This window comes from Curtobacterium sp. MCBD17_040 (genome assembly GCF_003234805.2).
In the GTDB taxonomy this organism is placed as follows: Bacteria; Actinomycetota; Actinomycetes; order Actinomycetales; family Microbacteriaceae; genus Curtobacterium.
The window spans coordinates 567,081-580,199 of the sequence record NZ_CP126273.1; the positions used below are offsets into that span (position 1 = coordinate 567,081).

Annotated in this window: 13 protein-coding genes; 10 read left to right on the top strand and 3 right to left on the bottom strand. The window is 68.8% G+C overall.

Annotated features, from left to right (window positions below):
• Positions 1-2: 2 nt before the first annotated feature.
• A complete protein-coding gene (locus tag DEI94_RS02735) occupies positions 3-1,295 on the top strand; it encodes an adenylosuccinate synthase (protein WP_111011316.1) in 1,293 nt (430 codons plus the stop codon).
• Between the two features lie 166 nt (positions 1,296-1,461).
• On the opposite strand, the gene DEI94_RS02740 is transcribed toward DEI94_RS02735, so the two are convergent.
• Complete coding sequence (locus DEI94_RS02740; protein ID WP_111027183.1) at positions 1,462-1,827, bottom strand: hypothetical protein; 366 nt, start codon at positions 1,825-1,827, stop codon at positions 1,462-1,464.
• A 296-nt stretch (positions 1,828-2,123) separates the two neighbouring features.
• Between DEI94_RS02740 and DEI94_RS02745 the strand changes: the two genes are divergently transcribed.
• Positions 2,124-2,444, top strand: a complete 321-nt coding sequence (locus DEI94_RS02745; RefSeq protein WP_111011314.1) for a hypothetical protein — start codon at positions 2,124-2,126, stop codon at positions 2,442-2,444.
• Positions 2,445-2,632: 188 nt separating this feature from the next.
• On the opposite strand, the gene DEI94_RS02750 is transcribed toward DEI94_RS02745, so the two are convergent.
• Positions 2,633-3,301, bottom strand: coding sequence for a TetR family transcriptional regulator (locus tag DEI94_RS02750; RefSeq protein ID WP_181441840.1), 669 nt, complete (start codon positions 3,299-3,301; stop codon positions 2,633-2,635).
• A 363-nt stretch (positions 3,302-3,664) separates the two neighbouring features.
• Here DEI94_RS02750 and DEI94_RS02755 point away from each other — a divergent pair, with 363 nt between their 5' ends.
• Positions 3,665-3,862 (top strand): hypothetical protein, encoded by a 198-nt coding sequence (locus tag DEI94_RS02755; RefSeq protein ID WP_111011311.1) that lies wholly within the window; start codon positions 3,665-3,667, stop codon positions 3,860-3,862.
• A gap of 34 nt (positions 3,863-3,896) precedes the next feature.
• On the opposite strand, the gene DEI94_RS02760 is transcribed toward DEI94_RS02755, so the two are convergent.
• Positions 3,897-4,640: a CPBP family intramembrane glutamic endopeptidase gene (locus tag DEI94_RS02760; protein ID WP_181441841.1), complete on the bottom strand. Its 744-nt coding sequence runs from the start codon at positions 4,638-4,640 to the stop codon at positions 3,897-3,899.
• Between the two features lie 143 nt (positions 4,641-4,783).
• Between DEI94_RS02760 and DEI94_RS02765 the strand changes: the two genes are divergently transcribed.
• Genes DEI94_RS02765 through DEI94_RS02795 form a run of 7 tightly spaced genes read left to right on the top strand, consistent with a single transcriptional unit; the run spans position 4,784 to position 12,920 of the window.
• Positions 4,784-6,217, top strand: a complete 1,434-nt coding sequence (locus DEI94_RS02765) for a tyrosine-protein kinase domain-containing protein (protein ID WP_111012280.1) — start codon at positions 4,784-4,786, stop codon at positions 6,215-6,217.
• Positions 6,217-6,819 carry an arsenate reductase/protein-tyrosine-phosphatase family protein gene (locus tag DEI94_RS02770; protein ID WP_111027186.1) on the top strand — a complete coding sequence of 201 codons (603 nt, stop codon included), beginning with the start codon at positions 6,217-6,219 and terminating at the stop codon, positions 6,817-6,819. The genes DEI94_RS02765 and DEI94_RS02770 overlap by 1 nt, the downstream gene beginning before the upstream one ends.
• Positions 6,816-7,808, top strand: coding sequence for a hypothetical protein (locus DEI94_RS02775; RefSeq protein WP_111027187.1), 993 nt, complete (start codon positions 6,816-6,818; stop codon positions 7,806-7,808). Before DEI94_RS02770 ends, DEI94_RS02775 begins: the two co-directional genes overlap by 4 nt.
• A 19-nt stretch (positions 7,809-7,827) precedes the next feature.
• Complete coding sequence (locus DEI94_RS02780; RefSeq protein ID WP_111027188.1) at positions 7,828-9,294, top strand: sugar transferase; 1,467 nt, start codon at positions 7,828-7,830, stop codon at positions 9,292-9,294.
• Complete coding sequence (locus tag DEI94_RS02785; RefSeq protein WP_111027189.1) at positions 9,291-10,562, top strand: hypothetical protein; 1,272 nt, start codon at positions 9,291-9,293, stop codon at positions 10,560-10,562. The genes DEI94_RS02780 and DEI94_RS02785 overlap by 4 nt, the downstream gene beginning before the upstream one ends.
• A complete protein-coding gene (locus DEI94_RS02790; RefSeq protein ID WP_111027225.1) occupies positions 10,555-11,685 on the top strand; it encodes a glycosyltransferase family 4 protein in 1,131 nt (376 codons plus the stop codon). Before DEI94_RS02785 ends, DEI94_RS02790 begins: the two co-directional genes overlap by 8 nt.
• Positions 11,682-12,920: an O-antigen ligase family protein gene (locus DEI94_RS02795; protein WP_181441842.1), complete on the top strand. Its 1,239-nt coding sequence runs from the start codon at positions 11,682-11,684 to the stop codon at positions 12,918-12,920. The genes DEI94_RS02790 and DEI94_RS02795 overlap by 4 nt, the downstream gene beginning before the upstream one ends.
• Positions 12,921-13,119: the final 199 nt, after the last annotated feature.

A 13,119-nucleotide genomic window follows, 5' to 3' on the forward strand; every position in this document is an offset into this window, starting at 1 on the left:
ACATGCCCGCAGTCGTGATCATCGGAGCCCAGTGGGGGGACGAGGGCAAGGGGAAGGCCACCGACCTCCTCGGCAGCCGCATCGACTACGTCGTCAAGTTCAACGGCGGCAACAACGCCGGGCACACGGTCGTGGTCGACGGACAGAAGTACGCCCTGCATCTGCTGCCGTCGGGCATCCTCACGCCGGGCGTCACGCCGGTCATCGGCAACGGCGTCGTCGTCGACCTCGAGGTCCTGTTCCAGGAGCTCGACGCGCTCCGGGCCCGCGGGGTCGACGTCTCGAAGCTGCGGGTGTCGGCGAACGCCCACGTCATCACGCACTACCACCGGACCATCGACAAGGTGACCGAGCGGTTCCTCGGCAAGCGGCAGATCGGCACGACCGGCCGGGGCATCGGGCCGACCTACGCCGACAAGATCAACCGCGTCGGCATCCGGATCCAGGACATCTTCGACGAGAACATCCTGCGGCAGAAGGTCGAGGCCGCGCTCGAGCAGAAGAACCACCTGCTGGTCAAGGTCTACAACCGCCGGGCGATCGAGGCGGAGGAGGTCGTCGAGTCGCTCCTGTCGTTCGCCGACCGGCTCCGCCCGATGGTGACCGACACGGCGCTCGAGATCCACCGGGCGCTCGAGCGCGGCGACACCGTCCTCTTCGAGGCCGGCCAGGCCACCATGCTCGATGTCGACCACGGCACGTACCCGTTCGTCACGTCGTCCTCCGCCACGGCGGGCGGCGCCGCCACGGGTTCCGGCATCGGTCCCGGCCGCATCGAACGCGTCATCGGCATCGTCAAGGCGTACACGACCCGGGTCGGCGCCGGCCCGTTCCCGACCGAGCTGTTCGACGAGTCGGGGGAGTTCCTCCGTGCGAACGGGTTCGAGTTCGGCACGACGACCGGACGGCCGCGCCGCTGCGGCTGGTACGACGCCCCGATCGCCCGGTACTCGGCCCGGATCAACGGTGTGACGGACTTCGTGCTCACGAAGCTCGACGTCCTGACGGGCCTCGAGACGATCCCGGTCTGTGTCGCGTACGAGGTCGACGGCGAGCGCATGGACGAGGTCCCGGTGTCGCAGTCGGACTTCCACCACGCCGTGCCCGTGTACCAGGAGTTCCCCGGCTGGTCCGAGGACATCTCGGGCGCGCGGAGCTTCGACGACCTGCCGAAGAACGCGCAGGACTACGTGCTCGCGGTCGAGGCGATGTCCGGCGCACGCATCTCCGCGATCGGCGTCGGCCCCGGCCGTGACGCCATCGTCGTGCGCCACGACCTCCTCGGCGCCGAGTAGCCGACGCCGCCGCGCCCCCTCCGGCCGCGTCGGCCGCCGGGGCGCCGGCCGAGGCCGGTGGCGCCCCTTCTCTCCCGCGAGATCGCAGTCGTTGCCGGTACGACCCCGGTCGAAGCGGCAACGACTGCGATCTCGCGGTTCGGGGGAGCGGCCGGCCGCCCGGGCGTCAGCGGTAGCCGGCGGCGGCCGCGAACGCCGGCCATCGCGCGGGGGCGGCACCGGGGCGCCCGCGCTCCTGCGCGTCGATCTCGGCCGCCAGCGCTCGGATCGCGGTCACGTGCTCGGGCAGGATCAGGTTCCACGGGGCCGGGAGGCCCGGCTCGAGCAACGCGGACAGGCCCGCATCCTCGGCGCGGTGCAGATCGCGGAGGACGGTGGCGAGGTGGACGTCACGGACGAGGCGAACGGCACGGAGGTCCTCCAGGACGGCGTCGCACTCGGCTGCGGGGCGCGCGGTCCGGATCGCGCCGACGAGGCGTTCGAGCAGCGCGCGCTCGTTCCACAGCGCGGCTGACAGGTCTCCGGCGTGCACTCGTCCTCCTGACGGTCGGCCTGGGAGCCATTCGACCAGGTGTTCCCATCGATCACCAGGGGCCGGGGTGTCAGGAGTCGCAGGTGCCAGGGCCGCCTCGGTGTGACGCGTGTGTACCCCTGTACCCCAACGCGGGGGATAGCGGGAGTCATGCGTGACCCATGAATCCGGGCCTCGTCTTGCCTGCTGCTCCGAGGATCCCGGGAGATCACGGGCTCGACTGGCGCGCTCGGACCCGTGGTTCGTACGGTGGAGGAGTACCGCAGACGTACCCCGAAGGAAAGCGAGGCCGCGACATGAGCATGACCATCTCCCACTCCGACGTCACCCTGGACACGGACACCGTGGACACCATCGCGATCCTCGAGGCGGAAGCCGCAGCCGCCGGCCAGGTGACCCGCGCGCAGATCACGTGGACCGAGGCGGACAAGGGCCTCTGGGTCGCGAGCTACGGCGGCTACTACGGCGGCACGGTCGACAAGCAGGGCGCCCACTACTTCGCGTCGGACACCTTCGGCCAGTACATCGGTGACTACGCCTCGCTCGAGGACGCCCAGGCCAAGCTCTCGGAGCACCTGCACCTCATGCTCCCGAACGTCATCCGCCCGATCCGCTGAGCTCGAGCGCTCCACGATCGACGGCCTCGCGCCCTCGCTGCTCCGGCAGCGGGGGCGTTCGTCGTCCCGGCCGGTGGTGCGTCCGCCGGTGGTGCGTCCGCCGGTGTGCGTCCGCCGCTGCGGCCGGGGTCGCGCCGAGCGGCACGGCGTCAGTTGCTGCGGCTGGCATCGGGCCCGGGCCGGTGCCGTCAGGCGGAGGGCGCGTCGTCCTCCGGCCGGACCTGCGCGAGCACGGCGTCGACGTCGGCGATCCCGAATCCGGCCAGGAGGTCCGCCCACAGCGCCCGGAGCGCGGCTTCGGTGTCGATGGCCTGCAGCCCGCGGCTCTCGGCGTCGAACACGCCGAAGCTCGCGTTGAGCAGCCGGCGCGCGAGTTCCTCGGCAGGACGGGTCAACGGGACGCGTCCGGCGTCCATGTCGATCTGGATCTGATCCGCCACGTACGCCCGCCACGGCACCGTCGAGGGCGGGAGGGCGATCCCGTTCGCACGGTGATCCGCCATGAGGCGCACTGCTGCCAGTGCGCTCGGGTGTGCCCGCGCGTCGAGCGCGGCCGTCATGAGGAGGCGGAGCAACCGGACGAACCCGGGGGGCGTCGCCTGCTCCACCCGTGTCCGCATCGAGGCCCACGCCTCCTGCTGCTGTCGGACGATCGCCTCGGCGATCTGCTGCTTCGAGGTGAACTGGTGGTGTCCCACGGCCGACTTCGGCTTGCCCATCGCGGCAGCGATGCTCGCGATGCTCGTACCGGCGTATCCCCGGGTGGCGAACTCGGTCGCGGCGGCGCGCAGGATCGCTGAACGGGTGTTCGCCTTCTGCTCCTGACGGGTGGTGGTCGGCGAGGCCTGGTCGTGCATCGGATCACCGTATACGGAGGGAGATGAAGGGGGTCTCCGCGGGCCTGCAGGTCCGGGAAGCGACGACGGACCGGTTCGCCAGACGAACGACTTGTGGATTCCACCCCGACCGGGCAACATGTGTCGCACCTCGCTCCGTGCCGGTTTCGGGTCTGCGCACGGGGCCGAGGGCCCCCGTCCGGGGCGGTGGTCGAGGCGCACTTCCCGGTTCCGCGGGGAGCCGCACCGTGTCGCCGCTCCGGACGAGGTGGTTGCGGGACGCGCTCCGAGCGTCCGATCCGCACTAGCCCCTGAGCCCATCTCGGGTTATTCTTCGGCTACCCGAAATCCCGAATCCGCTTGGTTCCTACCCGAAAGGCCACCATGCAACCCGTCTACAACCGCGCCCAGAATCGCTACTCCCGCACGCAGATCCGGCACATGCAGCACACCGCGCAGCGCGACCGCTACGGCCGCTTCCGCGCGACCTGGCACCAGTGGGCCACGCTCGGCGTCGTCACGGCGTCGTCGGTCTCACTCGTGTGGCTGGCGTACGAGCACGTGCACCCGGTCATCCACTGATCGAGCGCCCATGCTCACCGCATCGCGGTCGTGCTCACCGAGGCCAGGTGAGCGCGACCGCGATCGCGTTGAACAGGACGTGCGCCAGGATCGCGCCGCCGAGCCGCTTCGTGACGGCGACGAACGCCCCGAGCAGCAGCCCGAGGACGAACGTGCTCACGAAGGTGACGAACGCCCCCTCGACCGTGGTGTTCGCCACGAGGACGTGCATCGCGGCGAACAGCACCGCGGCACCCACGACGCCCAGGACGGTCGCGAGCCGGAGGTTGCTCCGTCGGTCGTCCTCGCCGCCGATCCGATCGGCGAGCAGTGGCTGCAGTGTGCCGCGGAAGAACAGCTCCTCGATCACGGGCGACAGGATGCACGGACCGAGCACCGTGAGCGTGAGCACCGCGACCTGGACCCCGCCGCCGAGCACCGGCTGCGGGCTGAGGCCCGTGCTGTCGAACATCGCCAGGTTGAGGAACCCGTCCACGGCCCGCGCCAGGCAGGCGATCGCGATGGCCGGGAAGACGTCGAACACGCTGATCCGGAGGCCCAGGCGATCGACGACCGAGGTCGCGCCGCGGTCGCGCAGGTACCAGAGCACCCCCAGAACGAGGGGCACCCACGACGCCAGGTCCGACAGCAGCAGTTGCACGGGAGCGCTCGGCACCGCTCCCCGCTGCACCGCGCTGCTCACGATCCGTTCGAGCACGACCACGATGACCAGGGCGATCCCGAGGGGCAGGAGACTCCGGCGACGCGGCGGAGCGATCGTCGGTTCTTCGGCGCTCATGCACTCACCGTAGGGGTCAGGTCCAGCCCGATGTGCATGACGAACCCGATCCCTCCTCATCGGTATGGCACTATTTCCTCACCGGTGGCTGTCACACGACGCATCAGGAGCATCGGTGACGTCAGTTCGGGGAAGGCTGGAGCGTGGAGCTTCGCGACTACATCACGGTGCTACGCAAGGGCTGGATGATGATCCTCATCCTCGCGCTCGTGGGGGTGGCAGCAGCGGCCGGGTTCTCGATCGCGAAGACGCCGCAGTACGCCGCGTCGGCGCAGGTGTTCGTCTCCACCGAGACGAGCGGCAGCGCGTCCGACCTGGCGCAGGGCAACACGTTCACGCAGCAGCGCGTCGTCACCTACTCGAACCTCGTGAGCACGCCGATCGTGCTCCTGCCGGTCATCGCCAAGCTCCACCTGCACATGACCGCGGAGCAGCTCGCCGGCCTCGTCAGCGCCGACGCCCCGACGAGCACCACGCTCATCACGATCAACGTGACCGACGTCGACCCGGTGCGGGCGGCGGACATCGCGAACGCGACCTCGTCGAGCCTGACGAACGTCGTGCAGAACATCGAGGCGACGGACGCGAACGGCCAGAGCACGGTCAAGCTCACCCGCGTCAAGGAGGCCCAGGTCCCCTCGAAGCCGGTCAGCCCGAACGTGCCGGTCAACATCGTCCTCGGCCTGCTCGTCGGCCTGGCGCTCGGCGTCGGCGTGGCCGTGCTCCGCGAGACGCTCGACAACCGCGTCCGCACCGAGACCGACATCGAGCGCATCAGCACCAAGCCGATCATCGGCGGCATCGCCTTCGACAACAAGGCGGCGACGCGTCCGCTCATCGTGCAGGCCGACCCGCGCAGCCCGCGCGCCGAGTCGTTCCGCACCCTCCGCACGAACCTGCAGTTCCTCGACCTCGACGGCCCGGCGCGCACGTTCGTCATGACGTCGTCGGTCGAGTCCGAGGGCAAGAGCACCACCGTCGCGAACCTCGCGATCGCGCTCGACACCGCCGGGTACAAGGTCATCCTCATCGACGCCGACCTGCGCCGCCCGAAGGTCGCGCAGTACATGGACGTCGAGGGCGCCGCGGGTCTGACCGACGTGCTCATCGGCCGCGCCGACCTCGACGACGTCGCCCAGCCCTGGGGTCGCGGTGCGATGCGCGTCATGCCCGCCGGGCCCATCCCGCCGAACCCGTCGGAGCTCCTCGGCTCGCGGAACATGCAGCTGCTCATCGAGCGCCTCGAGCAGGAGTACGACTACATCCTGTTCGACGCGCCCCCGCTCCTCCCGGTCACCGACGCGGCCATCCTGTCGAAGAAGGCGAGCGGCGCGATCGTCGCCGTCGCCTCGGGCAAGACCCACAAGGCGCAGCTCGCCGGCGCCGCGTCGACGCTCGAGAACGTCGGGGCACCGATCGCCGGGTTCGTCCTGACGATGATGCCGACCAAGGGTCCGGGTGCCTACGGCTACGGCCGGTACGGCTACGCGTACGGCTACGGGCTGGACAACGAGGACGAGGCCGAGATCCCCCGCAAGCCCAGCGCCGGCGTCGGTCCGCTGCGGAAAGCGGACTGATGGCGACGGGGGAGGGGACCGCCCGTCCGTTCACGATCCTCACCGTCTGCACCGGCAACATCTGCCGGTCTCCGCTGGCGGCGCAGCTGCTCCGCGCGCAGCTCGCCGACCTGCCCGGCATCGTCGTCGCCAGCGCCGGCACCATGGCCGACGACGGCGCGCCGATGGACGTCACCGCCGCCGTGCAGTCGGAACGACTGGGAGGCGACCCCAGCGACCACCGGTCCCGGTACCTCACGGAGCGCATCGTCGCCGGTGCCGACCTGATCCTGACCGCGGAACGGGCGCACCGCGCCGCCGTGGTGTCGCTGGTGCCGCGGGCGTCGCGGCGGACGTTCACGATCCTCCAGTTCGCGCGGGTGCTGCGCGGGCTCGAGCCCGCGGACCTGGAGGCCGTGACCGACCTGGCCTCGCTCGTCACGACCGTCGCGGCCGCGCGCGGCATGGTGCCGCCGCCGGCCGACCCGGCTGACGACGACGTCGAGGACCCGTACCGGCGGTCGCCCGAGGTCCACGAGCGAGTGGCCGACGTGCTCGCCGGGGCGGTCGGGACCATCACGACCGCGATCCACTCGACGACAGCAGGGGGCAGTCGGGGATGAGCTCGAACGGGGGGAAAGGGCGTCTGGGCTTCGCGGTGTCGCGACAGGCGCTGGTCTGGGTGGCCGCCGTGGTGGTGGTGCTCGTCGTGGTCGACGTGCTCCTGGTGACCGTGGCGCTCGGGCGGACCGCCCCCGGAGACAACGGTCAGGCAGCACCGATCCCGACGTTCAGCAGTGTCCCGGCTGCGACCGCGACCCCCACCGCTCGTCCCTCGGCCTCGGCCAGTGCGACCGCCGACCCGACGCCGTCGGCCACCGGGACCCCGACCGCTGCAGGTGACGGTCAGCGGCGGTTCCTCGTCGCCGTCAGCGCCTCCGAGCTCTGGCGCGCGACGTCCGGGTCGTGCACCGGCGGCGACGCTGTCGTCGAGCGGTCGACCGACGGCGGAGCGACCTGGAAGGCGGGATCGACCGGACAGTACGACGTCCACACCGTCGCCGGGCTCGACGCCGGCGGCGTCAAGACGAGCATCGTCGCCGGCACCGGCGCCAGCTGTGCCGAGACCGCGCTGTCGTCGTACACCGACGGCGAGTACTGGGCCGCGGACGACGCGGCCCTGGTCTCCGACTACGTGACGACCGACTCGCGCATCCACATGTCGTCGGGCACGTCCCCCTCGCCGTGCGCGTCGCCGACCCAGGTCGTGACGAGCGGCGCCACCGCCGCGGTCGTCTGCCCCGGGGTCCTGGCGGTCCGGCAGACCGCCGCCGACGACTGGGTGCAGGTGCCGGTCTCCGGACTCGTCGCGGCCACCCCCACCGACAGCGGGTTCACGCTCGCACGCACCGGCCGCTCGACGTGCCACGGCGTCGAGGTCGACACGCTCACCACGGCGGCCGCCGCCGCTGGGTCGAAGCCGACCCACGCCGGGTGCGCCCCCGCGACGACCACGAGTGGCGCCGTGGCGATCGCCCAGACCGACAGCAGGGTGTCCGTGTGGAGCGGGTCGCAGGTGCTGACGTCGGCCGACGGGGGCGCGACGTGGTGACCGGGAGGCGGCGGCGACCATGACCGCGGAACGCGAGACGGCCCTCCAGACCGACGCATCGACGTTGGGCTGGAGTCGCGCGTTCGCGCGCCGTCTGGTGATCACGGACGTCCTCATCCTGGCGTGGGTGGTGTTCGGCGTGCAGATCGCCTGGCTCGGCCTGCGCTCCAACCTCGTGTCGAACGAGAACGACCTGAAGCTCAGCTACACCGGGATCTCGGTGTTCGTGATCGTGGTGTGGACGATCGCACTCGGGATCTACGACACCCGGGGCGACCGCGTGATCGGCGTCGGCAGCACCGAGTACCGGCTGGTCGCGGACTCGAGCATCCGCGTCTTCGGCCTGTTCGCGATCGCCGCGTTCCTGCTGCACCTCGAGCTCGCCCGCGGGTACGTGCTCATCGCGTTCCCCATCGGCATCCTGGTGCTCCTGTTCTCGCGGTGGATGTGGCGGCAGTGGCTCATCCTGCAGCGCAAGCAGGGGCGGTACTCCGCCCGCGTGCTGCTCGTGGGCTCACCCGCCAGCGTGCGCCACATCGCCGCGCAGCTCGAGCGCCAACCGGCCGCCGGCTACCGCGTGCTCGGCGCGGCCGTCTCCACCGGACTCGTCGGCGTCCTGCCGGGTACCGACCTGCACTCCTACGGCGGTTTCGACGACCTGCAGCACGCGCTCGACGCGACGCACGCGGACACCGTCGTGATCACCAGCGCGGACGACCTGCCGCCCGAGCGCGTGCGCGAGCTGAGCTGGTCGCTCGAGCCCGGCCAGCAGCACCTGGTCGTCGCGCCGAGCCTGACCGACATCGGTGGTCCCCGCATCCACACGCGCCCCGTGCAGGGCTTGCCCCTGATCCACGTCGAGACCCCGACGTACTCGGGCCGCAAGCTCTACACCAAGCGGGTGTTCGACCTGGTGATCGCCGCCGCGCTCGTCATCGTGCTGTCACCCGTGTTCCTGCTGCTCGCGATCGCCGTCAAGGCGACCTCGCCCGGCCCGGTGCTGTTCCTGCAGGAGCGCGTCGGCCTCAACGGCTCGACGTTCCGGATGATCAAGTTCCGGTCGATGGTCGTCGACGCCGAGAGCCGGATCCAGGAGGTCAGCCAGCTCGACCGCGCCGAGGGCAACGACGTGCTGTTCAAGATGCGCAACGACCCCCGGGTGACCCGCGTCGGCTCGTTCATGCGGCGGTACAGCCTGGACGAACTCCCGCAGCTGTTCAACGTGTTGCTCGGCGACATGGCGCTCGTCGGCCCGCGTCCGCCGCTGCAGCGTGAGGTCGAGCGGTACGACCGACACGTGCACCGCCGGTTCCTCGTCAAGCCGGGCCTGACCGGATTGTGGCAGGTCAGCGGGCGGTCTGATCTGTCGTGGGAGAACTCGGTGCGGCTGGATCTGTACTACGTGGAGAACTGGTCGATCACTGGGGACCTGGTGATCCTGTGGCGGACGTTGCGGGCAGTGATCGCCTCGAAAGGTGCCTATTGACTGTCCCCACTTCCAGGACGTCCCCGCGTTCGATCTTCAGCACGATCCCGATTCTCGTCGCCGCTTTTCGGCGGCTCGTCACTAATCCCATCCTGCTGTCTCAGGCGATCGCGAGCGTCACAGGCGCAGTGATCTCCTTCCTCGGGGTGTCCTGGATGTCGCACGGCGAGTACGCCACCTTCGCATTACTCAATCTCGCGTCGAACACGATCTTCGGGTTCGCCCGCGTCGTGGTGCTGCAGCCAGCGCTCATTCAATACCGCGTGGACAAGCTCGCGCTCACCCCTCCGCGTTACGCCATCGGAGTGGGGCTGGGCGGCGGCATGATCCTCGTGCTCCTTGCAATCCTGTTCGGAATTCACGATCCCGGACAACTCATCGCGCTCGGAATCAGCATGGGTCTTCCGATCGTGCAGGACTGGCTTCGCCATCGTTGCCTGATCGTGGACAAGCGATGGAGGACCGCTGTGGCAGAGACGGCTCGGCTTGGGCTGACTTTCGGCGTGCTTGCCGTCGCGACAGGAGTGGAGGTCGGCTACTACCAGGCTTTCGCGAACTTCTGCTGCCTGATCGCAGTGATCGTGCAACTCGGACATCACGCGAGAACACCACGGTGGACGCCTTTCCGGAGTTACCGCCGGCCCGCCGCGCTGCAGTCGATCGACTACGCAGTAGGGACACTCAACTCCATCATCCCCATGTTCATGCTCGGCCACCTCGGAGGAGGAGTCGCGATCGGTGGTTTCCGTCTCGCCCAAACCATGATGGGTCCGCTCAATCTCGTCTTCTCAGCGAGTACAACGACGCTCCTCGCGGACGGAGCAACGCGGGCAAGTCACACCGCGGACGTCGCCCTGCTCAGGGCTGGTAAGCGTCTAGCGCGTGCGCTCGCGCTCCTCGGAGCCGCGGTCGTCGCGCTTGCTGTGGTCCTCGTCGTGGTTCTCCACCTCGAGTTCTCGGGCGTATCGCACTCGGCACTTCTGGTGGGGTTGGTCGGCGTCGGTTTGGTGGCGATCACCTCTGGTTGGTCGGGAATTCATACGATCCTGTTGCGCATGCTCGGCGAGAACCGGCGTGTGACCATTGGAAGGGCATTTGTCGTCGGCTTCACCTGGATCGGCTTCGCGGCGGGTTACGCCGAGGCCGGCGTGGACGGGAGCGTTATCGTGGGCTTCGCCGTGTCCGCTGTCATGTACCCGGTGGGCTTCATCTTGCCTGCTCGTCCTGTTTACGCACGAATTATGAGGGAGCAGCAGCAGCTTGAGTGAACAGCAGGAAGGTGGACAGCGTCGGGTTCGCATCGCGATCGTGGCCGACGGGAATCCGGCGGATCCGCAGACCAACTCGGGTTTGCCGCACGGTGTCCTGCGTGCGCTGGAGGATCGGTCGGACGTAGCGGTCGTCGCCGCTATCGACTCGACGCCGACAGGGCTCCGAAAAGTGATCACTGCCGTCCTCTCAGCGCATCCGGATCGCCAGCTGTGGCGAAACCTGTACCGGAAAGGCTCGGTCGCTCGCTGGGCCAGATCGGCCGCTCGGGACCGCCGGGTATCCGAAGCGCCGGCGCACGATGTGGTCCTGCAGATTGGAAACACCTATCGTCCCGCAGCATCCGCGTACGCCGTGCTCGTGGATGGCACCGCCACACTGAGCCAAGAATGGTCTGGTTGGGCTCTGCCACAGCGAGCCTTTGAGCGACGGGTGCGAGCCGAGCGTCGGCAGTTCCAAGCGGCAACGGTCGTGTTCACGCTTGGCGAGCAAGTTCGACGCGAGATCGTGACGCGGTACCAGGTTCCCCCTGCCAAAGTCATCGCGGTCGGGGGAGGTGCAGCGCAAGGCACTCAGATCACTGCGGTCAACCAGGAGCGCGTCCCGGGATCGACGATCCTGTTCGTTGGCGTCGACTTCGAGCGCAAGGGAGGATATGAGCTCCTCCAGGCGTTCCGTACTGTCCGCGACGCAATCCCTACAGCTCGGTTGATCATCGCTGGTTGCGAGCCCCGGCGAGAGGAGGAAGGGGTCGAGTGGACTGGTCATGTGTCCCGAGAGTCGATCGATCGCCTCTACACGCAGGCTGACGTATTTTGTCTGCCCTCGCTGTTCGAGCCGTTCGGACTGGTCGTGACCGAGGCCATGGCACATGGTCTTCCGTGCGTGGTTTCCAACGTCGGTGCCCTGCCGGATCTCGTGCAGGACGACATCACCGGTTTGGTGGTCACCGCGGCACAACCGGACGCGCTCAGCGATGCGCTGCTCGCACTTCTGGTCAACGAAACGAGACGGCTCGAGATGGGACGCCGCGGCGCTGCGAGAGCGGCTGAGTCGACATGGGTGGCGGTAGCGGAAAAGATCGTGGCGGGGCTTGCCCGAGGCGAGGCGAGTGCAGGATGAGCGAACAGAGCTTGCGGCAAGAACAAGATGCGGTCAGTCTTGGAGCGCTGACTCGCGTGCTCGTGTACCTCGCTGCCATGACTTCGAGCTGGAGCGCCGTACGAGTTGGCAGCCTCAATGTCTCCGATGTGCTTCTCGTTCTCGCGCTACTGGGCTTGGCCACCGAAGCCCTGGTCCAAACAGCGCTGGTCCGCGTCAGGGTATGGATGATCTTGCCCACGCTAGCCGGTCTGCTTCTCGTCGCCCGCGACGTGATTGTCTGGGGCAGGGCGCTCAACGGTGCTTACCTCGGAGAGGGGTTGAGCCCGCTCCAGATGCTCACTCGTGTCAGCTTGTCAACTCTGGGCATCGCGCTGGTGACCGCAGGAGTGGGAGCCCGGGACCGTCAAGCGGCTCTGCGCGCGATCTGGTGGTGGTTGACTGGAGTGTGTGTGAGCGCTGCGTTCGCTCTGGCACGAGCGATGGGGCTGGCGTCGCTGACGCTGCAGCAAACGAACGGAGCAGGGCGTTTCGCCGGCCTGTCAAGTCACCCGAATGCGCTCGCACAAACCGCCGTACTCGCGATCCCCCTTGCGCTCGTGGCGGTTCTGAGGAGTCGAGGCTCGGGCCGATTCATGTCATTCGTCCTGGTGATCCTGCTCGGAGCTGCGGTGTTCCAGACGGGGTCGCGCGCTGGACTGCTTGTCGGATTTGCAACCCTGGTTCTAGGAGCTCTCGAGTACGCGCGCCGCGCCAAAGCCCTTCGCTGGGCGCTCCCCATCTGCCTCTTCGTCGTCGCGGCCGTGGTCATCTACGGAAGCAGGGTGATCGGAAGCACGCGGTTCGCCTCTGACAGTGGCGCGATCCAGAGCAATGAGGGCCGGATTCAGTCGATCAACGACGGATGGTCGTCGTTTTCGTCCCACCCCGTATTTGGTGCGGGTTTCGGGATCTGGGTGGGAGAGCTGACACCTCTCGTCCTGCTCGCGTCGGGTGGTGGAGTCTTCTTGGCGATTTACAGTTGGTTTGCGCTCGCCCCGGCCCGCTCTCTCTGGATTGCCCGAGCTGATCCCCTCGCCGCTGCGCTCTTGATGGACGTCGTACTCGTTCTCATCCTGGGCCTCCTGAACAACGGATTCACCGAGCGTTACACGTTCTGGCCGGCCTTGCTCGGCTACGCCCTCTTCGGCGCCGGGCGTTCCTCAGTCCGCCGAGACCGGGTGACCGTACTGTCGGCCGGTGAGGCAAGGCGATAGCGCGTGCCGTGCGACGAGGGTGGCCTACGCCTCGTCGTCTGCGGGACGGATAGAGGTCGCGAGACCCCCGGCGCCGATACCGCCGTCGCAGCGCCCGCTGAACCGCGCTGCGCAAAGGGACGTCGATCCATCGTGTGAACGCGAACGCAGGCGCGAGGGCGAACAGGACCGTGAGTGACACCGCAGCCCATCTGGGCAC